The following is a 23712-nucleotide window of genomic DNA, read 5'->3' as shown; positions in this document are numbered from 1 at the left end:
TTATTTTAAGCTAGCCGCATTTAAGGGAATAAGCATTGAGACTTCACAAGCAGACCAAAGGCTCTGTCGCATTTAATTATTCTGGCCTGCAGGACTTGTTTCAGGCTTACGTGCAAGAGGCGGATTTCAAATTGATCTAAGTTGGCAAAACTAGGCAGCTAAAACAGCTACAATAAAGGAAAACAACGGGAAGACCTGTCAGGTAAAAGCAGGAAAAAAGATTACGAAAATCGTTTCAGGAAAAGAAGCCATTAAATTTCAAACTGTTGCAAGTGGAGTAGTTACGTTTGAAACTGAAGCAAGTAAAAAGCACAACGTAGCTTTTTAACCAATACATCTCAAAGGTTTTCTCCAAGCGCTTATTCTCATATTCTTCTCAAATAGTTCTGATAGTTTCGAATGATTTTTAACCGATTCTCCAAAAACTAAAAATTCAAAGTCTCGTTTCTAGAAAACTAATCTTAAGAATTTATAGCAGCTGAGACGAGCCTTTTCCGTCCTTAGCAGAAGGTACAATTCGTCACAAGGCTACTTCAAATTTCCCGTTGCCCATTGCACCGCAACCAGTGATTTAAAAAACTTGGTCTTCAACTCAAGCAATTTCTGCCTGATCTCTAAAACTTTATTTTCCCTGCTGTTTAGTAAAAACAAACTGCTTTCTCCAATAGAAAATTTTGTCTCTTCAGCCCGGAGTAATCTTAGATAATTATTATAAGCATCTTCATATATTTTGACCTGCGTACGGAGTGTAACTACCTGGTTGAAATAATCACGTACTTTATTTTCTATCTCAAGCGTTGCCTGGTCACGTTGAAGATCTGTTGCCTGGATTTTAATTTTTGCACCTTTATATTCACCTCTTCCTTGTCTTAAAAATAGGGGTAATCCAAACTCAATTCCATACTTGTAATTGTTTTCAAAAACATTCTGGCCAACCCCTTTCCACGGTTCGTAACCTTTATTTAAGAAATTATAATTGAAGTTAAGTGATGGTAAAAGGCTTTGAAACTTTAGCCTTCGTTCCGCCTCAAGAACCTGCAGCTTTTGGTCGTACGTTTGAATTTTGGGATGAGTACTTTTTGCAGTGGCAAGGGCATTTTCAAGAGACGGAACAGGGTGTTGATGTACATTTACAACACTCCATGCCGTATCAGGAATAACGTTGGCAGGCAATTGGAAAGGCTGTTCATTTTCAAGCCATAAAAAATTAGAAAGTTCAAGACCCGCAGCCAACCAGCGATACTGCGCTTCACTTGCCATGAACTGGAAGTTCTGTAATTGTGTTAGTGCTTCCACCGTATCAATCGCCGCTCTATCCCCGCCAAAGAATGAACGACGAACCAGTTGCAACCTTGCCTCATTTATACTTACAACATTTGTCGTTACCTTGTATACCTGGTGTTCTCTCACCCAGTTCCAATATGCGGTAGCTGCATCAAACAGCAGGTTATTCAACTCATTTCTTCGTACAGCTTCGCCCTGCTTAACCAGTATTCGTGCCTGTTGCAGTGTGGTGCGCCTTCTATCTGTTACAAGATTTTTTAGCAGTGGCAGACTCATTCCTACATAACTGCTTCTGCCTTTTGTTGCTTCCGTTGTTAATCTATCCCCGCCATTATCTTCTAACCCCGCTTTAAAATCTATTCCGTACCATGTTGGTATTTTTAACTCAGGGTTCGTGTAGAAATAATAGTTTTTTCCATCAAACGTTTTTTGTTGGTTCGATATATAAAACGAAGGATCAAAGCCACCTTTTGCAGACAACCTGTTTGCTTCAGCGCTATCAACAATAAGGTTAGCCTGTTTTGCTACGGGGTGATACCTTCTAACAATATCAAACACCTGCTCCAGTGTAAGAATATTTTCCTGACTATGCCCTTGCGTTAATGATGCAAGCGTTGAAACGATAGTAAATAATATTGGTAGAAGGCAAGAAGAATTTCTTTTTGTACCGGGCAATATAATATCTATCAGACATTCTTGCGTCGCGCCCTTGTACCGCAACAAATACATCAGCAGTTTCATCATTTGTGGTTTAGGCCTCTTTAGATTTTTTGGCTTCTTTTGTTCCTTTTCCGGGTTTCGTGTCTTTATAATAATTTGCAGGAAAACCATTTATATTCCGCCACAGCTCATACCATACCGGTACATCCTTCAGAAGGGCAAATCCATTTGCACCTGTACCCATCTTCAAATCTTTTGGCCATGGCCTGTCATCTTTGTCTTCTACTACAAGCAATCGAAACAACCCGTTTTCGCTTCGGTTGCTTTCAACCGCAATGATCTTTCCACCGAAAGAACCATAGCTTGCTTCTGGCCAACCACTAAATACAACTGCCGGAAAACCATCAAAAATAAAACGCACTTTTTGCCCGGTATCTACTAAAACAAGGTCATTTGGTTTTACGAATATTTCGACAGCATAATCAACTTTACTAGGTATCACCTGTACGATCATTTCACCTTCCTTAACTATTTCATTTAAGCCTGCCTTTACTGCATTTACGACCTGCCCGTCTTGTGGTGCTATTAACCAAAGTTGCGATCCACGAATAGTATAATTTGTGACCTGGTTTTGCAATTTAGAAACTTCGGCAGCTGTGCCCGCCATCTCGCTTTGTGCAGATGCCTGCTCGCCTCTTGCTTTCAAAACTTTTTCAGTCGTTTCCTGCAATACACTATTGATGTCAATTTTTGCAATTACCAAATCTTGTTGGGTGTTCTGGTATTTATTTAGTTTCTCAGTTTCTGCAGCAAGTGCTTTTTGGTAAGAACCAGTCCTTTTTTCAAAATCAACTAATGAAATAATGCCTTCACTATGCATGCTTTTTGCACGTTCAAATTGTTCTGTAGCAATATTTTTATCTATTACAGCAGCCGCCCATTCTGCTGAGTCACTTACTACTTTGCGTCGTAACTGTTCAATCTTGTTTCTAAGTGAACTAATCTTTAGTTCCCTTGTGGCTTCCATGGCCGTTATTTGTCCACCGGTCGCGGTCACTTTATCCCCGTAAAAATCGATCTTCTGCTGTTTAGAATTCAACTGTTCCTGTGTCCTTGCAACAAGGTTCGGATCGAGGTAATCATCTTTAACGTTGGCTAACATTATCAGCGTATCACCCTTCTTTACATAGTCGCCCTCTTTTACATACCACTTTACTATTCGCCCCGGTATAATTGCATTTAATTGCTGTGGACGTTGTTCCTGGTGCAATGTTGTTACAGCCCCGGACGCCCTGATATTTTGGGTCCATGGTAAGAATAAAATGGCTATTAGTAAAACTATAAAGACAATAATCCAAATCTTTAGTTTGCGGTGATAGCCACTGTTATAGATCTTGTCAGTGCTTTCTAATCTATAACCTGTTTCTTTTTCGATTAAATCATGTAATACCTGCATAACAATTAGCTTAAGAATTCAAGAACTACATTTGTTTTCCCCATTGCCCTGATGGCACCATGTTCCATTATAATTACCTGGTCGCACTTTTTTGCAAAAGCGGTATCGTTAGCTGCAACTATAACGGTTGCATTCGGTAATTCGTTTAAGATATGTTGCTGAATGCTTTCTTTATTCTCAGTATTCAAAGCACTCCAGGGGTTTTCAAGTAGTAGTAATCCCGGCTTATGTACCAGTGCCCGCATAATAAGAATTTTCTGTATTGCTGATTTACTCAGTCTTTTGCCGGCAACATCTAAGACCGTGTTGTAGCCATCTTTCAGGTGCGAGATATATTCATCAAACTGGGTAATGGCAGCAAGTTTGGTAATCTCCTGAAGAGAGATGGCTGTGTTGCCAAGAGTGATATTATTCAAAACGGTTCCGTGAAAAATATCCTGGTCATTTAAAATGATACCTGTGTGTTGGTGTAGCGAGCGTTGATCGTAATTGTTAATAGGAACGTTATTCAATAGAACAGACCCTGTATAATCATTGTAAGCTCCTGTAAGCATCCTAAGCAATAAACTTTTGCCCGCACCTTCGCTGCCCACAATACAAACCTTATTTCCTGCAGGAATATAAGCGGATATGTTGTGTAAAATTTTGGGGTTGGCAGGAAAGCCAAATGATAAGTCTCTCAACTTTATTTCAACACCATTTTCTGCCCCAACAAACGGGATGTTTCCAGAGTGTTCCAATGGCTTCTCTAGTACCTTATTTAATTTATCAACGCTGGTAAACAGGTCGTAAACCACGTCGAGACTAAAAATAAATTTCTCCACTGAACCCATTATCATCAGGATGACTATCTCTGCTGCTACGAACTGACCAATATTAATCTGGTTATTAATTGCCAGAACTGCTCCCATAATTAACATGGTTGCAGTTATTATTAGTTTAAAACCAATAAGAGACCAATATTGAATTAGTAAAATTTTGAAATGACTTGTTCGTGCGTCGAGATATTTAGATACGAGTGTGTCGCTTTCTTTGAGGTGCATGTTCGCATCCACACTTAACTTAAAAGTTTTAAAAGCCCTTGCCATTTCCTCTAACCAGCCCGCTACCGCATACTTATAATTACTCTCTTCATTATTTGTTTCAATACCACGTTTGCTGGTGAAATAAATAATGAAAAACAGGATGATAAATAACAAAATACCGAAAACAATAAATACCGAACTATAAAAGGAAAGAAGGATAATGCCAAAGACAATCTGGATGGAAGCCATCGGAATATCAATCAGCAATTTTCCAAGGCCTTTTTGAACGCCGATTGTATCGAAGAAACGGTTGACTAACTCGGGAAGATAATAATCATCAACTGATTTTACATCTAGCCTCGGAATTCTATATGCAAACTCAAGTGCATAACGCGAGAAGATTTTTTGGTTAATGCGTTCTATAATCCGCATTTGTGTGACCTGTAACGCGCCGCTAAATAAAACGCCCACTAAAACTAAAGCAATAAGCACCCATAAACTGGTACTAAAAGTATAGGCCTGTATAAAGTTTACAATCATTTGTATACCTAATGGAATACTTAATTGTATAATGCCATACATGCTAGCGAAGAAATAGATAGAATATATTTCTCCTTTTTTCAGCCGTATTACATCAAGCGTACGCATTACAGTTTTGCGCACACCTGTATTAGCAGATGCTCCCATTGTTGCAGTCGGATTTCAAAGAAAGTTAAAACTTGGGCGAAAAAATACGAAATAGATGTAAGTTCCAAAAATGGGTTGTTAAGGTTTTGTAACGTCTTAAAGTTGTTCAGGATTGAGGTGCTAGAACGCACCTTTTATTGAACGATTTCCAAAAAAGATGGAAGCATTAAGAGAACAATTGCGTCTTAAATTATTATTTGTTCTTAGTTTAAAAATTAGGTTTTGAAACATCTACTATTGATAGTTTCCCTAAATATTAATCTATAAAATGTTTAAAAGCCATCGTCTCCCTTAAGGAACAAGTAACCTTCCCTAAAGCTACCTATTCGGAACCTTTTGTTCAACACTTAATGAGCAGCTTTTTTTTAAAAATTGGTATGCTGCAGTATATGTGACAGAGCGAAAGCGCTGTCCTAATGACAAGAAATGGCGCTGTTAGAAATAGCAATTGCAGGACTTAGGTAAGGAATGTTAAGATTCAATCCTCTCACGATCAAAAGTAACCCCATGGTAGCAACAACAAATGGAACGGTGCGGCGGATAAAATTCCTTGCTGCAATACCTATCATAAAACGGAAGTAGGAAAGAAGGAACATAGCAGGCAAAGTACCTAAACCAAAAGCCGCCATAAAGCCGGTAGCACCCGTTACAGTGCCTGCAGCTAAGGCACCTGTGATAGCCATATAAACAAGTCCGCAGGGGAGAAGACCGTTAGCAGCACCAAGAAAGTAAATACTACTTAGAGAAGGCTTGCCAAGAAATTTCGATATCAGCTTTGATATCAGCAGCGACATTTTTTGATATCCGGGCAAATGAAATACAGGCTTTTTTAAAAAGCTTTGAATAACGATCGTTAAGATCATTACTCCCGCTATAATCGAAAACCATTGTTGAAATCCTGCCAGCGAAATTTGCCTTCCCAGCAATCCAAACAGCAATCCGAGTATTGAGTAAGTTGTAATGCGGCCAAAATTATAAAGCAATATTGCCAATACTTTTTTCGCCTCAGACATGTTGTGTGTCGGAATTGAGAAAGCAAATACACCGCACATGCCCACGCAGTGGAAACTGCTGATACCGCCTAAGGCAAGTGCTGATATGAATAATTGCAGGGTCATTTAATCAATCAATAAATTCTGCTCTGTATAATATTGGTCGTTTCCGATCTGCCAATTCAGCTTCACCGTATAATATGCTTTTGCAAGTTTCGTCTTGTCAATCAACATCAATCCTTCATCATTTATTTCCAAAGGAATATTTCGATCATTTTTTGAATTCGTAGTACAATAAAAAAACGCTTCTCCTTTAAGTGCTAAACCCTGTACTTCTTTTGGCAGTTGAATAGATACTTTGTCGCCATCTTTTAATATCACCACATTGCCTATTTTATTTACATTATTCATTCCATCAATCTTATCCTGGTAGCGCAATTCATCTTTATAATAGTCTTTTGACACCAGTTCAAAATTTTGCTTCATGCACATGTAAACCAACGAGCTCATTAGTAAAGCAAATGCCACAAACACCAGTAGTATTTTTGTTCCCCAGGTCATGTGTTTTAAGTTGTAAGTGATAAGTTTTAGGTCCTAACTAAAAAGTAATAAGTAAAAATTGAATAGAAGTCCTTCTTCAGCTAACCGTTTTATTATCGGAGTAAAGGTGGCTATTGAACTTGAGTGTAATCATGACCAAAGTCAGTTTCTCAAATGATTCTCGCTGTTATTCCGCTCTTGTTACCATCCGCCCAACAGCAGCGAGAAGGCTGCTCCATTTTCAAATTGCCTCATTTTCAAATCAGTCTTCAATCGGTCCTAAAAAATTTGTTTTAAGTTCGGTAATTTTTTTATCGCCTTCGTACAATCCAAGCTTCAGTTCTGTTTTACGTTTATGTATTTCGCTCTTAGGTAACACCACGAAAAATGAACCACTTCCCTGGCCTTCTTTTGCAATTGTGATGTAGGTTTTACCTATAATTTCTACGTTGCCCCCTTTTTGTTCGAGCTTAACTGTAAGTGGAATTTCAGCTTGTGTTTTATTTGCTAGTTTAATGTTGTATAGGTTAGAAACGCTATCCTTTCCACGCTCCTGGTAAAGAATGCCGGGTGTGCGCATGATAGTAGCGTCAATATCTTTCCTGGTAAAAAGAATGGCTGATAAAATGAGCACCACTAATCCACAAGCCGCCGTATACCACTTCATTCTTGACGTATATTTCAAAGGCTCACCTTTCTCAATACTGTTTTCGGAAGCATATCTAATCAAACCCTGTGGCTTACCAATTCTATCCATGATATTGTTGCAGGCATCAATACATGCTGTGCAACCGACACACTCCATTTGCACGCCGTTTCTGATATCGATACCCGTTGGACAAACCTTTACACATGCAAAGCAATCAATACAATCTCCCAGGTCTTGGTTTAGCTCTGCATATTTTTTTTGAACACCTCTCGGCTCACCTCTTTTGTAGTCATAGGCTACTACCATAGAATTTTTATCCAGCAGTACACTTTGCAATCTTCCATAAGGACAGATAGCGGTGCAAACCTGCTCCCTGAAAAAAGCAAACACACCATAAAAGACACCGCTAAAAATCATGATAGAAGAGAGGCCGGCAAGGTGTTGACTAACAGGTTCTGTAATAATTTTCTCTAATTCCTTAACACCAATTATGTAAGCTAAAAAGGTATTTGAGATTACAAAAGCCAAACTATAAAAGGTGGAATGTTTCGCCGTCTTCTTAAATATTTTCTCTGTTGTCCATGGGCCTTTGTTGAGCATCTTTTGTCTTTGCGCATCACCTTCAATAAAATACTCAACCCTACGAAACATCATTTCGAGGAAGTTGGTTTGAGGGCAAGCCCAGCCGCAGAACAAACGCCCAAAAGCAGAGGTAAAAAGGATAATGAAAAATATGAAAGCAATCATTCCGAGGCCCAGTACAAAGAAGTCTTGCGGCCAGAACACTTTACCAAATAAGATGAATTTTGCTTCCGTCACATTTAGCAGAAAGAAGGGTCTACCATCAACATGCACAAAGGGCAAACCGAAGAAGACTGCAAAGTAAAGGTAGCTAAGCCAGGTACGAATGGTGGTCAGCGTGCCCTTGGGTTTTTGTGCATACACCCATTTACGCTTACCATCTCTTTCAGCGGTGGCAAGGTTATCTCTAAAGCTCTCTGTGTCTTTTAATTTGAGCTTTTCTTTTTTACTACGATTCGTTGCAGCCGTTTCCATGATTGTTATTTAACCACCAATTTTTGTTCAGCAGTTTTGGTTGTGTCTGTGGTAGACTTTTGATCTTCAGTGAATAGATCCCCTTGAGGCTCTTTTGCTCCTGCTGGCTTTGTGCCTTGAAGGGACTTAATGTAGCTGGCTATCTGCGCAAGTTGAATAGGGGAGAAGTCATTTTTCCATGCTTTCATGCCTTTTTCCTGCACACCGTATTTAATGGTTTTAAAAACGTCCTTGATTCCACCTTTATGTAGCCAGTAATCATCGGTCAGGTTGGGGCCTACGACACCTTGTCCCTCAGCACCATGACATGGCGAACAACTTGCGCCAAATAGTTTTTTACCTTCCGCAAGCGCCGATGCATCCGTTAATAATGTAACCGTATTTTCATCCACCTTACTTGCAGAGCTTTTTAGGTACTCTTCTTTTTCTATATCAGCTTTAGCCATCTCTGTTTGAAACTCCTGCAAACTTGACGGACCTGAATGTGAGACATGAAAACGATAGATATAAACAAAGGCAAAAACGATACAGGCATAGAAACCATACAACCACCATTTTGGCAGGTTATTATCCAACTCTTTAATGCCATCGTAATTATGGCCCGTGTCTGTTACTTCAGCCTCGGGCTTAAAGCTGTTCATTTTGTTCCAGGTAGTAATCCACCATGGTGCTTTGGCTTCAACCTCTTCAACCTCAAGTACTGGTTTGTCTTTTGCCAAAAACGTTTTTAACTGAAACAATAGCGTAAATAACACGACAAGCTCAAGTGCCAGTACAGTTATTAATGAATAGAATGTAGTCTTACTTAATCCGCCTATGGTAGTAATAACAACTTCCTTAGTGGCATCTGCAGCCGGAACGTCAGCGGCAAACACTGAACCTGAAATCATGCAAAGTGCAATCATACCAAGAACTTTCAATGCCGTACTTGCTTCTTCTTTTTGCTTCTCTTTTAATCGCTCAACGTATAGCTCGCCGGCAGTGACCACCACATAAGCTAGCATGCCGATTACAAGTAATAATCCAACGATTACAATCAATAATACAATTGCAAGCGAGTTGTTTAGTTCTGATGGTTTTGAAGCGTCTGCAGCAAACGCCGTTACGTTCGATACTGCTAACAAGCCCGCTATTAAAGCCCCTTTAAACCATTGCTTTTTTACAGGAATTTTCATTAGTTAAAAAGTTTGTCGGGTTAATTTTCTAGTTTTCGGGGTTGTCGAGTGGCATATTACTAAGCGTATTAATCAGCTTTTTATCCGCCTTCAATGCCCATATAGCTACGATAATAAAAAACGTAAAAAATATCAGGAACGAACTCATTGCATAGATATCTACTCCTGTTATTTTAGTCAGATAATTTATAAATTTCATAAAGCCTGTTTTAATGTTTTTGTGTTCTTTTTGCCACAAAGGGTAATTGATGTTTTGATTTTTTATGTTACCTGCATTTTATCTTTCCTCAACATCGTTGTGTCACTCACTTGTACTTTTTGTTAGTTGTCTGAACTGGGATGTTTGTGATTTTTGGGATGACTGGGATTGGAATAGCGAAGTTTGATTAAGTTGTTATTTCTACTTTAGAACATTATTTCAGTCAAATCAATTTATCCCAAAATTCCCATTCATCCCACTGTCCCAGTTCAGACAGTTACCTATTTCAAAGACGCCGTCTCTTCCTTAGTCTGAGCCTTAATATCAGTTCCTACTCTTTGTAAGTAAGCAATCAATGCAACTATTTCACTGGTACTCGATGCATTTAATTTGTCTTTTTTAAGGCTTGCTTTAATCTTGTTTCCCTGAACCAGTAAGTCGGCATTTGCCTGTTTATCATAGCCAGCAGGATAAGGAACGCCTAACGTTTGCATCGCCCTGATTTTAGCGCCTGTTGATGCTGTATCTACTTTGTTATCCAACATCCAGCTATATGATGGCATGATAGAACCGGGAGACATAATGCGTGGATCGAGCATGTGGTTATAGTGCCAGCTATCCGGATATTTTCCGCCGATACGAGCTAAGTCAGGCCCTGTTCTTTTACTGCCCCATTGGAACGGATGATCATATACAAATTCACCTGCTTTGCTATACTCACCGTAACGTGCAACCTCGTCTCTAAAGGGACGGATCATTTGTGAGTGACAGGTATAACATCCTTCTTTTATGTAGAGATCACGACCGTGCAACTCAAGGGGAGTATAAGGTTTAACCGCAGTGATAGTTGGCACATTGCTTTTAACAAGAAAAGTAGGAACCATTTCAAGTACGCCGCCGATGGCAACAGCAATCAAACTAAACACAAGCATTTGAACTGGTCTTCTTTCAATCCACCTGTGCCAGTGCTGCTTGCCGTGAACCTCCAACACTTTAGGAAGTGGTGCCGCTTCAGCAGCTTCGTTTGCTACCAGTTTACCTGACTTAACTGTTCTGTAAATATTATAAACCATCACAAACACACCAGCTAAGTAGAAAGCACCACCAACACTTCGTGCAACGTACATTGGTAGAATACTTGTTACAGTCTCCAGGAACTGGTATTTCAACTGGCCTTCAGGTGTGAACGTCTTCCACATCATGCTTTGCATAAAGCCGGCCCAATACAAAGGCACAGCATACAGAACAATTCCAAGAGTACCTAGCCAGAAGTGCGTATTAGCAAGTTTTTTTGAATATAAATTAGTAGCGAATATTCTTGGAATTAGCCAGTACAGAACACCGAAGGTTAAGAAGCCATTCCAACCAAGTGCACCAACGTGTACGTGTGCAACTATCCAATCAGTATAGTGTGCAATACCGTTTACATTTTTAAGACTTAAAAGAGGCCCTTCGAAGGTTGCCATCCCGTAACAGGTTACTGCAACCACTAAAAATTTCAATACCGGTTCTTCTCTTACTTTATCCCATGCACCCCGTAGTGTAAACAAACCATTCAACATTCCGCCCCAGCTTGGTGCAATCAACATTACGCTAAACACAACACCAAGACTTTGAGCCCAGTCGGGTAACGCAGTGTATAACAGGTGGTGAGGACCAGCCCAGATATACATAAATATGAGCGCCCAAAAGTGAATAATAGATAAACGATAACTGTATACAGGTCTGTTAGCAGCTTTAGGTAAGAAGTAATACATCAAACCTAAATAAGGAGTAGTAAGAAAGAACGCAACTGCATTGTGTCCGTACCACCATTGCACCAATGCATCCTGCACGCCGGCATACCAGCTATAACTTTTCATAAAGGTTACCGGTATCTCGAAGGAGTTTACAATGTGTAACATAGCAACAGTAACCCAGGTAGCTATATAAAACCATATCGCAACATAGAGATGACTTTCCCTTCTTTTAATAATGGTTCCAAAAATGTTGATACCAAAGAGCACCCAAATAACAGTGATGGCGATATCAACCGGCCATTCAAGCTCCGCATATTCTTTACCTGTTGTATAACCCGCCAATAAGGTTAAGGCGCCAACTACAATTATTGACTGCCAGCCCCAAAAGTGAATTTTGCTTAGCGTGTCGTTAAACATCCTCGCTTTACATAAGCGTTGCAATGAGTAATAAACGCCCATAAAAATTCCGTTTCCAACAAAGGCAAAAATGACGGCGTTGGTATGAACCGGTCTCAAACGACCAAATGTGGTAGGTGCAAAATTCATGTTTGCACCAGGAAGGTAAATTTGTACAGCGGCTAGCAATCCCGCCATCATACCTACTACTCCCCATAAAATGGTAGCATAGGCAAACATCTTGACGATCTTGTTGTCGTAATAAAACTTTTCTACTTGCATATCTGATTTGTGTTTCTGAAAGACGATGGTAAAAGGGGTAGGGTAGGATCGGGTTAAAAAGGATGGCTGTTAAACGATGTCGTCATTAGAGGGCCTTACCGGATCATCAAACAACATTCTTACAGGAGGGCTTACTTCATCGTCAAATTGTCCTTTCCTCACACTCCATAAAAAAGCGCCAAGGAATATACTTGCCACTGCTATGCTGGCTATTAATAAGATGATTATTACACTCATTTCTCTGAATTATGAGTGGTAAAAGTAAAATGATGAAAAGTGGAAGAGTATGACGTTGGTTAAAATGGAAAGTGACTTTAGTCATCTTTTTGAAGGACGCCGTGGTTTGAACAATATTTCAAGGAAAATGCCATTTTAAGTATTTTATTAGCAATTAGAAAAAATGATAAAGATCATTTTACAAGCTAACATAGAACATGGTGAATGGAGAAACGGATGTGTAGGTTTGAAAAAAAAAGATCATGGAAACTATTTTGATTGCTACAGACTTTTCTACTGCTGCTCGAAATGCAACCATATATGGATTTGAACTTGCACGCAAAATGAAGGCGAAAGTAATTTTATTTACTGCCTGTCATCATAAAACTGCTAACCACGACAATCCCTATTATTTGTCTCCGAGCGAAATAGAAAGGACAGCTTATAAAAAGCTGTTGGACGAGGCCGAGATACTTGATCCGAAAAGAACAGTTGTGTTAGAAACCCAGGTAGGCGAAGGTGCGGCGGACGAAGCAATTCTTGCTGCTGCTAGTAAAAGTAGTGTCTCTTACATAATAATAGGGATGAAAGAACAAGGAAAGGAGATAAGAAAATATATTGGGAGCACTGTCACCCATTTAAGTAAAACGTCCGTTATTCCTTTAATTGTTGTTCCGGCAGATGCTGTATTTACTTATCCTAAAACAATAGCTCTTGCAAATGATATTTCCGATGAAACAGACATTGACGTTCTTGAGCCGTTAAAGAAAATCACCAGTACTTTTAACTGCAAACTCTACGTGGTGAGGGTTATGAAGAAAACGATGATCGAGGTAGCGGAACGAGTAATTAGCATGGAAAGACTAAAAAGCTTTTTTGCTAGTTTTTATCCATACTTCGAATTTATAAAAGCTGAAAATGTAGTAAAAGCATTGAATGCTTTTGTAAAAAGTAAGGATGTGAACATGGTTGCTGTCATACCTCACGAGCACAGCTTTTTGGAAAGAGTTTTTACAAGAAGTGTAACTAGAGACCTTGTTTTCAAAGCGGTTGTTCCCTTGCTTATCCTTCCCGAAAAACATTATATGGTTGAAGAAGATCTATACCAGGAAAAACACAATTTCGAATATTACTGTACAGTTTAGGAGGTTGCTAAGCCAGAAAGATTTCTGACTAGAGATAACAAAAAATTAAAAAACCGGACATAATTCCGGTTTTTTATTACGTTACTTTTTTACAAAAAGGCTTAAGCGCAGTGGCAATCTCTACCACTGATCTTCTATTAAATCAGTTTTTCACCCAGAATTGATCGTACCAAAATAAAGGTTGTTTATTCGAATGTATTAATACCAAAGCATCTCCAATTGCATCCATTGTTTTAGACGGTAGCTGATTTTCGAGATGAAAGAAAAGAGTACGTTCTTCAAATCGGATATGTTCTTCGAGGAGATTAGCAAATGCTTCCAATTTATTGATTAATCCCTCTGACTCTACAGGTAGTTCTGATACCATTTGCTTAATCGCTGCGTGTTGCTCCAGAGCCTTTACACATAGTTCATCTGCGCTGTCTACTTTCGAAAACAGCAGTTCTTCCTCCTCCCGAAAATGAGGTGCAAGATGTGTGGTAAAAGCATGCAGTACAAAATCAGCAATACGTTTACCTGCCACTGCATTGCGAACTCCTTGCCTTATCTTCCAAACCACCAACAACCCCTCATGATGGTCTTTCGATAATGGTACCAGGTTCTGGCTTCGTTTTATTGGTTTTTGACTCATTGTAAAACGTTTTCTTTTTCGAGTTCTTTTTTCAAAGCTACGGCCTTAGGAAAAAGAATATTGTTTTCAAGATGAATATGCTGATGCAAATCCTCCTCAAGACATTTCAATTTATGATATAATAATTTGAAGCTAGTACATGCTCCTGCTGGTGGACTGTAACTATTTGTTGCAAATCTTATTCGCTTTAGAATGCCGCCAGCATCTTCGTGTTCCGCCTGCATTTCATGTAAGGCGGCCGTTAATTGTTTCAAGTCCTCTTCTCTAATATCACAGCCATTCTTATTAGCATGGTAAAGCTTTTTAATAAGAGGGAAGACAGTGTTCTCTTCCTCTGCGAAATGACCAATCAGTTCTCTTTCTAATGTAAAAAACAACTTCTCCACTTCTGCTAAAGGAGGATGATTTTTGGAATGATGCTTTACCACTTTATCCATTAGTTTAGAAATGTGCGGATATTCGTCGTAGAAGTAAGTGTGGTGCTGGTTGTAGATATAATCAATCAGGAAGTCAGGCTGCCACCTTTTGAAGTCGAATGAGTAGTTTTTATTTTCACTTACCGCATTTACCAAAGCCTCTTCAACCAACTCTATGTCCAGGTTTAAATCCGTACATGCTTTTTGTAGAGATTTGTTTCCTCCGCAGCAAAACTCAATTCCAAATTTCTTAAAAACATTTGCTTTGCGTACATCTGCTGCAGCCATTTCACCGACCGTCGGCACTTTTTGTGGTTCTGCAATTACTAAAGTTTCCATGATGTTATTTTTAAAGGTTTAGTATTTAGGTGTAATGAATAATTAATCGATTTAATTGTCTTAACGGAAGCGATAAAGACAAGCAGTGCACCACTAGCCATCACGATCGTGTTAGCTAACAACAATATTGGCAGTCTTTGAGGATACAGGCCAAACAATGCAGAAATACCTTGAAAAGTAAGGAACACTTCATTGATAATAACGCCTGCTACAAAAGTGGTCGTACCTATAAACCCTGCTCTTGTATTTATAGCAATAGTTCCTTTTTCAACCAGCATCGCTACCAGGTAAATACTTACAAAGCATAGAAAAACCAAGTGCAGGTATGCAATTGTTATAGGTCTACTGGTTGCAGAAAGCTGTTCTAAAGCTGGGTGAATGGAAAGAAATTTCAGAGCAAACTTTAAGGCAAAAGAGACGATAGCTATACAATAAAGCCCTTTGACTACACGGTGATGGCTACTAAAAAAGTGGTCTTTATTAGCAACGATCAATTTAGCTAAACTGCTTAAGCCGATTATTTGAACAATTGCAGTTGCAATTAAAATGATGGTAATTGCAATGCTTCTTTCGTCGAAAGCACAAACGAACAAGTATGCAGGTGTGCATGAAAATAGAAAGAGGTTAAAAACGGTTGAAGCTGTCTTTCTATTATATGACTTATAGCTTTCAAGCTTTTTAAACAGAAAAGAGAGTATTCCAAAAGTGAACCATCCTGCATACTGAAAGTATAAGAAAAAATACAGAGCGTTGTGCTGCATGTTTCCACTTGCTTTCGTCGCCATTGATATTCCTAACCCATACGGTCCTATAGAAGATACTACCAGGAAGAACATGGCTGCTTTTGCAAAAGCAGTACTAACGTTTTCATTAACGTTTCCGGGAATTGCTTTATAAACTTTATAGCAAAAAATGTAAGAAAGAAAAAGGCTGATGGTAGACAGCACGATGGAAATAGCTCCATAACCCGTGGCTGCGAAGCTTACAATCATTGCATAATTAAGTATGGTTGATGCAAGAAAAAATCTGTTCCAAAATGCGGTTGCTGTGTTATAATCGTCCGTGAATTCAGTTAGAATCAACAATTGTAAGAGGAAACTAATCCACCCGCCAAATCCAAAGTGGGAGTGTGCGTGTAATAAATTGGTATACTCTAAAAAAGGTAATGAAAAGACAGTTTTATATCGCAACATTAATCCCAGGAAGGCAAGTATAAACAGGTTAAACAATGCTAACTGAAACCACTTTTTCATAGGTCAAAGAGACGCAAACAGGGGGAAGATTTTCATGACTTTAATCATCTGCAAAAACGATCTTGAGCATGGATTATTAATACAGTCTATAGCGACTTAAAACCTATCCATGTTCTGTTGCTTGTGTTTTGCTTTTCTTTTTTCTTGATAAAAAAGAAACAAAAAATCAAGACTCCATAAAAAAGGCTAAAAATTAATAGCTCCGGCTAAAATGAAATAAGTCACAGCAGTCAAACAAAATCGAGCCAAGTGCGACTTGGCAACCAAAAATATTTGCAAACAGTAGTAACATCTATTTCATTTCTTAACGCCTGACCTATTAATTTTCTTAACGCCTTTTTTATGATGTCGGTCCTTCCAGTGGTGTAAACAAAAGGAAAAAGCCGGAAATCTTTCTGCTTTTTCCTTTACAGGCGTATCACTAACTTATACTAGTTCAAGCTCTAATTTAAGCAAGTCAAAATAGAATACGCATGAAAAACTAAAGTTGCAGCCACAGTAATACTAAAGCCATATCGTAGAACAACGAAAGGAACGGGCTGTTATCGTTCTTTCTTGAATTTTCTTTGGTTACTTTCTTTGTTTTATGACAAAGAAAGTAACAAGCCAGCCGATAATGGAAGCATCTAATTAAAGAGCGTTCTATGATAGAGGGTTAAGTCAACGACACGAAAATATTCTATTTCAACTTCATCCTCGTCGCCGCCAAATTACTTGCACCAAACGTGATAAGCAAAATGCTAAGGCTGCTTAAGGGCATCAATATAGCAGCAATCATGGGTGAAAGATTTCCCTGCACAGCAAAGGAAATTCCAATAAGGTTATAGATGATAGAGATAACAAAACTGGCTAAAACAATTCTTTTATTAATCTTACAAAGCATAATTAGTTTTTGCAGATGGGGCAGTTGTGATGCCTCTAAAATTCCATCACTTGCGGGAGTAAAGTTGTTGCTGTTTTCTGTAACAGCTATGCCGACATCTGCTTGTTTCAGGGCTCCGGCATCGTTTAATCCGTCGCCTATCATCATCACTTTCTTCCCCTTCGTTTGCAGTTGCTTCACTATGTCCAGTTTGTCTTCAGGCTTTTGTTGAAACAGGATATTTGCATTAGTTCCCAGCAGGCTTTTTAAGTAATTTCTTTCCCCTGCATTGTCGCCACTCAACACGCTTAGTTCGTACTTTTTTCTCAGGTTTTTCACTAATTCCGGAATATTGTTCCGGTAATGATTCTTAAACCTGAACCTTCCTATTCCTTTCTCTTCAACCGATACATACACAGCCGATATTTCATCTCTATCGTCGCTCCCAAAAACAAACTTTTTAGAACCTAATGATATTAAATCGCCGTCTACAATTCCTTCAATTCCCTTGCCGGGTATTTCACTAAATCCCGTTAGCTTACCATTTCCTTTTACTTGCAGATATTCGGCTATTGCCTTGCTCATCGGGTGTGTTGATTGTCTTGCCAGCGTAGCTATTTTGCCAGCCAGTTTTTCAGTTATGAACAAACCTGTGTATTCCACATCCTGGTATTGCCCGCTGGTAAGTGTGCCTGTTTTATCAAAGACAATATGATCCACATTTGCAATGTCTTCAATAGCTTGTGCGTTGCGCAGGTATAGTTTATTACTGCTTAAAATTCTAAGGATATTTCCGTTGGTAAACGTATTGCTCAGCAGCAATGCGCAAGGGCATGCGATGATCATGACAGCCGTAACACTATTCCACATTTTTGAAGGGTCTGTGAAAGCCCAGAACAAAGCAGTAACGGCTGCAACGCTGAAAACCATCCAGGTAAAATAACGGCTCATCAGGTGGACAAAAGATTTCTCGCTCGTCTTTTTATTATCCTTCAATTCATCCCTGTTCCAGAGTTTTGTCAGGTAACTCTGAGCAACTTCTTTTATCACTAAAATTTCAATATTGCTTCCAATTTGTTTGCCGCCCGCATAGACTATCTCACCCATTTCTTTTTGTACCGGCACACTTTCACCAGTCACAAAACTATAATCAATAAGAGCCGAGCCACGGGTTAAAATACCATCAGCGGGAAGGATTTCTTGGTTGTGAATTAACAGAGTGTCATTTAGTTTTATATCAGGCAGTTGAACCGTGTTTTCGTCTTCCCTGTTTTTTCTCGTAACCGCAATAGGGAAATACGATTTGTAATCTCTTTCAAAACTCAATTGCTCATACGTCTTGTCCTGCAATACCCTCCCAACGAGCATAAAAAATACAATACCGCTCATTGAGTCAAAATAGCCACCACCTGTATTGCTAAGAACTTCATAAAGGCTTCTTCCAAATGTTACCCAAACTGCAAGCACAATCGGAGCGTCAATATTTAGAAAGCCGTGTTTCAGGCTTTTCCATGCACTATTGTAAAATTCCGATGCAGCAAACAAAACGACAGGCAGGCTCAACAACAGGTTAAGATACCTGAAAAGCATAACCAGGTTTTGCTCTTTCACATCAATTCCCAGGTACTCAGGAAAACTAAGCAGCATAATGTTGGCAAAGCAAAATCCGGCAACGCCCAACTTATAAATCTTCGATTTATTCAATTTTGGCTTTGCCTGCTCTAAATCATTGAAACTAATATAAGGTTCATAGCCAACGTTCGTGAGTAATTCCGCCACCTGCCGCAAAGAGACCTTGTTCTCATCAAAAATAACAGAAGCCTCTTTACGTGGAAAATTCACCTTGCTGCTAATGATATGTTCGTTCAGTCGATGCAGGTTCTCAAGCAGCCAAAGACAACTGCTGCAATGCATTTGCGGCAGGTAAAAGGTAACATGAGTTTGGGTTTCATCTGTGAAAGAAATCAAAGAACGCCTGATCTTATCGTCATCCAAAAATGAAAACTTATCTTTTCTTATACTGATCTTCTGGCTGCTTCCCGGATTTTTAGAAATCGCATAATAGTCGCACAAACCATTCTGGTTAATAATCTCACAAACCATTTTGCACCCCTCGCAACAAAAGCTTTTATCATTCGCGATAATCACCCTGCTGCCACAGTCTTCGCCGCAATGGTAACAACTCGTTTGTGTATCTGTAGTATGTTTCGACATAATTGTTGTTTTGCTGTTGCTACTATTTACAACTCCTAATCAACAAAAGTAAAAAGCGACAACTACGACAGTCATGATAGCGTGCAGGTAGGAAAATGATTTTAATCATGTTTTACAAGAAAAATTGTCGATGGAGTAAGGGCTTATGAAGAAACTATGGAAATTATCAAGACATTTTATCGAGAGGGGTTTGTTGACAGTAGATACTGTATTGGATGAACGACATTACTATACGAAATTGAGACTAGAAGAATTGGTAACGGTTCGTCCGATCAAATGCTCATCAAAGTAGTGCCCAACTAACAAAACACTACTGTAATTTTGAGAGTATTATGATAGACCCAATAAAATTGATAGCATTTAACACCTGGGCGAACCGAAGACTTACAGACCAAGTAAGCACGTTTTCAAGTGAACTTTTTACAAAAGAATTAGGCGGAAGCTTTCCTTCCATACAACTTACCCTAGGTCATGTTCTCACATCAGATTATTTGTGGTTACAAAGGTTCAGAGGAATTCCTATTGCAGATATTCCTGCTACCTGGAATACGAACACTGTGGAATCTATAATGGGTATCTGGGCACCTATACAAGATGAAATGGAAGCAAGCGTTAGGGAATTGTCGATAAATCAAGTCCAAAAGGTGAATTTTATTACCCGGGCGGGCACCGCATATAGTCTTCCTTTTGCCGACCTGGTAGTTCATATTACAAACCACGGAACCTACCATCGGGGACAGATCGTAAATATGATTAGAATGCTAGGTGAAAAGCCAGTTAATACAGATTACTTTATTTTCTGTACGGTTAATAGTGATGCAACTAATAAATAAAAACAATGGTTTTTTATCATGCAGCTGATTTTTATTCCCTCTCGGTAAAAAGTGACTGCAGAAATGGGACCAGCAACTTTAAGCAATTTTGCTATGTTAGTTGAAAGCAGTTCTATTGCAATAGAAAGAACTTGCCGCTTTGTTGGCCAGGATGACAAGACAGGAGAAGTATAGGAGTGCGATTTAGTAAGTTTGTATAACTAACAAAACCTTTTTTGAATACAATCATAAAAATAAACAACAAGCAAGCAACTGTTATTGCAGTAATAGCTTTTATACTTACGCTCACGCTTTCGTACTATTTGCCGGGTTACACGATCACACTCAGTGGTTTGTTAGTGGTAATTTTTTTATCTGTATTTGTAAAAAGTATACAATCTACTTTAATAGCTGCAGGTATCAGCCTGGCGGTTGTCATTGGGTTTTTTCTTTTGCAAAAAGGTGAAATGGCAACAAAAGTTGTTATCGAATATTTATTCATTGTTTTTTTAGTACTGTTTACAACGTTGCTGGTGTTAACGATGAAGCGATTGAACCAGAACATGCTTTTTGAAAAGTCTCACCATGCTGCCCTCTTTGAAAATGCTACAGAAGGTATTGTCCTGACTAACCAACATGGTGTCATGATACTGGCCAACCCGGCCGCAGTTAAAATGTTTGGATACGAACCTAATGAAATGGTAGGGCATCACGTGGAGGTTTTGCTGCCGCAGAAAATTAGGGAACATCATGTAAAATTACGTGACACTTTTTATGAAGCTCCGGCACATCGCGCAATGGGTTCCGGTCGCGATTTGTATGCTCAAAAGAAAGACGGTCAGAAGTTTCCGGTAGAGGTAAGTCTGAGTTATTATTACAGGGGCGAGCAAAGATTTGTAATCGCCTTTATTGTAGATATAACTCAGCGAAAGCTGATAGAAGAAAGTATGCGACTACAGCAACAGGATAAAAGAGGCCGTAAAAAATCTCAACGATATTTTGGATAAAATAGTTCAATGCGAAAGGAAACGGTGCAGCCATTATTTTTCCTTCATCGAGTTTTCAAGTGATAGAAAATCTTCGAGAATATCACTATAAGCAAGGTTTAGCAATCGCTCTTCTTTCTCCTTCACGTTCTGTGTGATGATATGAATAAATTTTCCGGCAATGGTTATATATCTGAATATATCATTTGCAGGAATTCTTCTTTAGGTATTTGCAGCACTTCAGCCTCTTCTAAAACAATCGCCGTGTCATCATAAAAGGCATCTTCAATCAGGGCAGTATAGCCAAAGAACTGCCCTACGCTATACAAGTTGGTGATGTATTCTTTCCCATCTTCATGCACCTTTACACACTTCACTTTTCCTTTGTTCGTTGCGAAAAAGAGTTGCAAAAGCATTGATAGATATTGTCGACAAGTTTAAGGTTACAGATACAACTAAGGCAATAGAAATTTCCCGTGAAGAAATCGGTCAATATATCGGAACAGCAACGGAGTCTTTGAACAGAACTATTAGTGATTTTAAAGCTGAAGGTTTGATTGATATCAGCAAGGGGAAAATTGTGCCGATAAACATGGATAAGGTGAGGAATTTGCGGTATTAAGATACATGCAGAATTTAAAGCACCTGCTGAGGCCCCAAGAGAGTAATAGGAGTTTGAAGTTTAATAGGTCAACTAAGGCTCGTTGACTTTGGGCCTTCATCCTGGTAGCCCCATTCCTCATCATCGTTCAATTCACGGTTAATGTAGGGTGCATATTTTAAAACTGCATAAACCATCCAAACTACAAGGAATGGCGATAGAGAAAACATGAATAACGAAATGTTTAGAGGTACTTTCAGGCGCAATAAAACAGTGTAGACGATAAGGTATAAAGTAACAAATGCAGTCGCGAATTTATAGTTTTTCATCTTGTATCATTTTTACTCTTACCCTATTAAAACTATAAAAATAATACCAGAACCGGGGGAGAGTACTCCTATTTCGGCAGCATTCTTTTAATTTGTCTCCTTTAAATCAACTGGACTGAAATATTCATATTTCACATAAGTTCCTTAGTTAATATTTGTAATACCAACCTTTGTTTTTTCATAGCACCATCCTTGTGTCCAGATCACCTCGACTGCATATTTATAATTGCCTTTCTTTCGCCTTTGATTGTTTGTTACAAATTCCGATAAAGGGTTGCAGATCAGGAAGAAACGTTACGTCTTTTAGATAAGTATTATTGCGGCTGCGCACATGCAGCACCGCCGCTGAAACCAGAAGAAGCGGCAGTCGCTGTAGAGGTACTAACCACTACGTTACGCCCGTTCAAATAAGCAACTACAGCCGCTAAGTCAGATGCAGCACCTCCGTAGCCTGGCAGTCGCATGGTTCCGTCATTCCGCTGACGGACACGAATATCACCTGCTGGTATAGAACCTCCATTCGGATGGGTAAAGGTGTTTTTTAATGCTGCAGCGGTCCCTCCAATGTCTAGGCACAGAGAGGAAGTGTTCCCTGGACCAGTAACAGCGGATTGCGCAAGAATCCCGGGGTTTGTATTCGTTGTAGCCGATTTCATTTGAATATTGTTTGCAGTTAATGTAACACTATTGGTTCCATTTCCGTCTGTTCCTGCCTGTACCAGAATAGCTCTTTGTGTTCCCGAATAATCAAAGGTGTTATTGTTTACTGCCACTCTCATTATTCCACCGCCCGCATTATTTATTACCATGCCGTCAGCCGCTAATCCGCTTGCAATTGTAATAGTGTTGTTGGTAAAAGTTGCATCAAATGTAAAACCAAGATCGAATGCTGAGCCAAGCAAGCCTATGCCGACAAAATCAGCACTAGCCACACTACTTATTGTATTACTTGTTGCAATTAATTTAACCTTCGAATTATCTCCGGCACTAACTGATAGCTGATCGTTATTTCCGCTTGACGTGCTGCTTATAACGGTGAGATTCATTATTGAATTTTCATAGGCATCAGCGACAATTCCTCCGCTGAAATGATTTGTTGAACTTGCGTTATTTAATGTTATAGTAGCATTTGACGTACCGCGAATGCCGAAAAGGTAGCCGCTACCTTGATTGTTAGCCAGAACTCCTGAGCCAATAGCGCTACCTCCGGAAATGGTTAGGTTTAGTGTTCCGGATGTCGTTTGAAGATTTAAGTTATCATCACCACCACCACTGGTGTGCGATAGTATTGTGTTGGTGATGAAGCTCGTGCCGGACATATTGAAGAAATGGATGTTGTCCTCGTCCGCCTCGTTTCCAACGTTAGTAATGGTACTGTTTAGAAGTGAAAAGTCTGAAACCACATTACCATTTATTCCTTGTTCAGCACCTCCTGTAATATCAATATTATCTAATGTAACTGTGGTTACTGATTGTAAATGGATAGCAGCATTCGTAGCAAGATTGTCACCTGTAGAAAGCCCGCCGTTTGTAGCATCTAGGTCAGATGTTCCAGCATTTGTAAAAGTCATATTCTTTAATGTTATATTACTTGCAGCTATGAAACTTGCTCCACGATCTGGAGTATTTTGGATGGTTCCTCCAGTTCCATCGGTAGTACCTGTACCGGTTACTGTAAAAAATCCGCTACCAGTATTATTTAAGACAATTCCATTTACGCCTCCGGTACAATTAACCTTTTGAAAGGTGACACCACTAGCCTCAATTG

Annotated in this window: 21 protein-coding genes and 1 pseudogene; 5 read left to right on the top strand and 17 right to left on the bottom strand. The window is 39.2% G+C overall.

Translation table 11 applies throughout. From position 1 onward, the window contains the following. Nucleotides 1-88: 88 nt before the first annotated feature. A pseudogene (locus SAE01_RS25250) lies at nt 89-154 on the top strand (glycoside hydrolase family 95-like protein); the annotation flags it as partial. Nucleotides 155-528: 374 nt separating this feature from the next. Here the strand turns inward: SAE01_RS25250 and SAE01_RS23585 are convergent. The 10 genes from SAE01_RS23585 to ccoS all read right to left on the bottom strand — a co-directional run bounded on the left by SAE01_RS23585 (nt 529) and on the right by ccoS (nt 12377). Beyond that, entirely contained in the window at nt 529-2028 is a 1500-nt protein-coding gene (locus SAE01_RS23585; protein ID WP_170234259.1) for a TolC family protein, read from the bottom strand. A 7-nt stretch (nt 2029-2035) separates the two neighbouring features. Continuing rightward, nucleotides 2036-3400, bottom strand: a complete 1365-nt coding sequence (locus SAE01_RS23580) for an HlyD family secretion protein (protein ID WP_147206300.1) — start codon at nt 3398-3400, stop codon at nt 2036-2038. 5 nt (nt 3401-3405) lie between these two features. Beyond that, entirely contained in the window at nt 3406-5112 is a 1707-nt protein-coding gene (locus SAE01_RS23575) for a peptidase domain-containing ABC transporter (protein ID WP_147206299.1), read from the bottom strand. 413 nt (nt 5113-5525) lie between these two features. After that, entirely contained in the window at nt 5526-6230 is a 705-nt protein-coding gene (locus SAE01_RS23570; RefSeq protein ID WP_147206298.1) for a sulfite exporter TauE/SafE family protein, read from the bottom strand. Beyond that, nucleotides 6231-6665, bottom strand: a complete 435-nt coding sequence (locus SAE01_RS23565; protein WP_147206297.1) for a FixH family protein — start codon at nt 6663-6665, stop codon at nt 6231-6233. A gap of 241 nt (nt 6666-6906) precedes the next feature. Then, nucleotides 6907-8349, bottom strand: coding sequence for a cytochrome c oxidase accessory protein CcoG (ccoG, locus tag SAE01_RS23560; protein ID WP_147206296.1), 1443 nt, complete (start codon nt 8347-8349; stop codon nt 6907-6909). A 5-nt stretch (nt 8350-8354) separates the two neighbouring features. Next, nucleotides 8355-9524: a cbb3-type cytochrome c oxidase N-terminal domain-containing protein gene (locus SAE01_RS23555; protein WP_147206295.1), complete on the bottom strand. Its 1170-nt coding sequence runs from the start codon at nt 9522-9524 to the stop codon at nt 8355-8357. 28 nt (nt 9525-9552) lie between these two features. Further along, complete coding sequence (locus SAE01_RS23550) at nt 9553-9723, bottom strand: CcoQ/FixQ family Cbb3-type cytochrome c oxidase assembly chaperone (RefSeq protein WP_147206294.1); 171 nt, start codon at nt 9721-9723, stop codon at nt 9553-9555. 281 nt (nt 9724-10004) lie between these two features. Next, complete coding sequence (gene ccoN, locus SAE01_RS23545; protein WP_147206293.1) at nt 10005-12140, bottom strand: cytochrome-c oxidase, cbb3-type subunit I; 2136 nt, start codon at nt 12138-12140, stop codon at nt 10005-10007. Nucleotides 12141-12209: 69 nt separating this feature from the next. Then, entirely contained in the window at nt 12210-12377 is a 168-nt protein-coding gene (gene ccoS, locus SAE01_RS23540; protein WP_147206292.1) for a cbb3-type cytochrome oxidase assembly protein CcoS, read from the bottom strand. A gap of 242 nt (nt 12378-12619) precedes the next feature. On the opposite strand from ccoS, the gene SAE01_RS23535 reads away from it, so the two are divergent. Further along, nucleotides 12620-13501, top strand: coding sequence for a universal stress protein (locus SAE01_RS23535; protein WP_147206291.1), 882 nt, complete (start codon nt 12620-12622; stop codon nt 13499-13501). Nucleotides 13502-13643: 142 nt separating this feature from the next. Here the strand turns inward: SAE01_RS23535 and SAE01_RS23530 are convergent, their stop codons facing one another. From SAE01_RS23530 to SAE01_RS23515, 4 genes are all read right to left on the bottom strand, one after another. Continuing rightward, on the bottom strand, nt 13644-14132 hold the full coding sequence (locus SAE01_RS23530; RefSeq protein WP_147206290.1) for a hemerythrin domain-containing protein: 489 nt from the start codon (nt 14130-14132) through the stop codon (nt 13644-13646). Next, nucleotides 14129-14887 (bottom strand): iron-sulfur cluster repair di-iron protein, encoded by a 759-nt coding sequence (ric, locus tag SAE01_RS23525; RefSeq protein WP_147206289.1) that lies wholly within the window; start codon nt 14885-14887, stop codon nt 14129-14131. Before ric ends, SAE01_RS23530 begins: the two co-directional genes overlap by 4 nt. Then, complete coding sequence (locus tag SAE01_RS23520; RefSeq protein ID WP_147206288.1) at nt 14875-16140, bottom strand: hypothetical protein; 1266 nt, start codon at nt 16138-16140, stop codon at nt 14875-14877. The genes ric and SAE01_RS23520 overlap by 13 nt, the downstream gene beginning before the upstream one ends. Nucleotides 16141-16819: 679 nt before the next feature. Beyond that, a complete protein-coding gene (locus tag SAE01_RS23515) occupies nt 16820-19216 on the bottom strand; it encodes a heavy metal translocating P-type ATPase (RefSeq protein ID WP_147206287.1) in 2397 nt (798 codons plus the stop codon). Between the two features lie 332 nt (nt 19217-19548). Between SAE01_RS23515 and SAE01_RS23510 the strand changes: the two genes are divergently transcribed. Both SAE01_RS23510 and SAE01_RS23505 read left to right on the top strand, forming a co-directional pair. Continuing rightward, nucleotides 19549-20049, top strand: a complete 501-nt coding sequence (locus tag SAE01_RS23510; RefSeq protein ID WP_147206286.1) for a DinB family protein — start codon at nt 19549-19551, stop codon at nt 20047-20049. Between the two features lie 215 nt (nt 20050-20264). Then, the gene (locus tag SAE01_RS23505; RefSeq protein WP_147206285.1) at nt 20265-21035 is read left to right on the top strand and encodes a PAS domain S-box protein; all 771 of its coding nucleotides are present in this window, start codon (nt 20265-20267) and stop codon (nt 21033-21035) included. Nucleotides 21036-21199: 164 nt separating this feature from the next. Here SAE01_RS23505 and SAE01_RS25015 read toward each other — a convergent pair whose 3' ends face one another. Then, entirely contained in the window at nt 21200-21430 is a 231-nt protein-coding gene (locus tag SAE01_RS25015; RefSeq protein WP_246113320.1) for a Crp/Fnr family transcriptional regulator, read from the bottom strand. Here SAE01_RS25015 and SAE01_RS23495 point away from each other — a divergent pair. Further along, a complete protein-coding gene (locus SAE01_RS23495) occupies nt 21430-21636 on the top strand; it encodes a helix-turn-helix domain-containing protein (RefSeq protein ID WP_246113319.1) in 207 nt (68 codons plus the stop codon). The genes SAE01_RS25015 and SAE01_RS23495 overlap by 1 nt on opposite strands. Nucleotides 21637-21704: 68 nt before the next feature. Here SAE01_RS23495 and SAE01_RS23490 read toward each other — a convergent pair whose 3' ends face one another. Then, nucleotides 21705-21944, bottom strand: a complete 240-nt coding sequence (locus SAE01_RS23490; RefSeq protein ID WP_147206283.1) for a hypothetical protein — start codon at nt 21942-21944, stop codon at nt 21705-21707. Between the two features lie 314 nt (nt 21945-22258). Further along, nucleotides 22259-23712 (bottom strand): hypothetical protein (locus tag SAE01_RS24640; protein WP_218029235.1); only part of this gene is annotated, 1454 nt, incomplete at its 5' end.

It is taken from the genome of Segetibacter aerophilus, assembly GCF_007991655.1.
Classification (GTDB): Bacteria; Bacteroidota; Bacteroidia; order Chitinophagales; family Chitinophagaceae; genus Segetibacter; species Segetibacter aerophilus.
Note: the sequence above shows the minus strand (reverse complement) of the source record. Positions and strands in the feature narration are given on the sequence as shown.

Coding starts and splice junctions, on each gene's coding strand:
- SAE01_RS23585 (WP_170234259.1), bottom strand. CDS start 2,028: ATGATGAAACTGCTGATGTATTTGTTGCGGTACAAGGGCGCGACGCAA.
- SAE01_RS23580 (WP_147206300.1), bottom strand. CDS start 3,400: ATGCAGGTATTACATGATTTAATCGAAAAAGAAACAGGTTATAGATTA.
- SAE01_RS23575 (WP_147206299.1), bottom strand. CDS start 5,112: ATGGGAGCATCTGCTAATACAGGTGTGCGCAAAACTGTAATGCGTACG.
- SAE01_RS23570 (WP_147206298.1), bottom strand. CDS start 6,230: ATGACCCTGCAATTATTCATATCAGCACTTGCCTTAGGCGGTATCAGC.
- SAE01_RS23565 (WP_147206297.1), bottom strand. CDS start 6,665: ATGACCTGGGGAACAAAAATACTACTGGTGTTTGTGGCATTTGCTTTA.
- ccoG (WP_147206296.1), bottom strand. CDS start 8,349: ATGGAAACGGCTGCAACGAATCGTAGTAAAAAAGAAAAGCTCAAATTA.
- SAE01_RS23555 (WP_147206295.1), bottom strand. CDS start 9,524: ATGAAAATTCCTGTAAAAAAGCAATGGTTTAAAGGGGCTTTAATAGCG.
- SAE01_RS23550 (WP_147206294.1), bottom strand. CDS start 9,723: ATGAAATTTATAAATTATCTGACTAAAATAACAGGAGTAGATATCTAT.
- ccoN (WP_147206293.1), bottom strand. CDS start 12,140: ATGCAAGTAGAAAAGTTTTATTACGACAACAAGATCGTCAAGATGTTT.
- ccoS (WP_147206292.1), bottom strand. CDS start 12,377: ATGAGTGTAATAATCATCTTATTAATAGCCAGCATAGCAGTGGCAAGT.
- SAE01_RS23535 (WP_147206291.1), top strand. CDS start 12,620: ATGGAAACTATTTTGATTGCTACAGACTTTTCTACTGCTGCTCGAAAT.
- SAE01_RS23530 (WP_147206290.1), bottom strand. CDS start 14,132: ATGAGTCAAAAACCAATAAAACGAAGCCAGAACCTGGTACCATTATCG.
- ric (WP_147206289.1), bottom strand. CDS start 14,887: ATGGAAACTTTAGTAATTGCAGAACCACAAAAAGTGCCGACGGTCGGT.
- SAE01_RS23520 (WP_147206288.1), bottom strand. CDS start 16,140: ATGAAAAAGTGGTTTCAGTTAGCATTGTTTAACCTGTTTATACTTGCC.
- SAE01_RS23515 (WP_147206287.1), bottom strand. CDS start 19,216: ATGTCGAAACATACTACAGATACACAAACGAGTTGTTACCATTGCGGC.
- SAE01_RS23510 (WP_147206286.1), top strand. CDS start 19,549: ATGATAGACCCAATAAAATTGATAGCATTTAACACCTGGGCGAACCGA.
- SAE01_RS25015 (WP_246113320.1), bottom strand. CDS start 21,430: ATGCTTTTGCAACTCTTTTTCGCAACGAACAAAGGAAAAGTGAAGTGT.
- SAE01_RS23490 (WP_147206283.1), bottom strand. CDS start 21,944: ATGAAAAACTATAAATTCGCGACTGCATTTGTTACTTTATACCTTATC.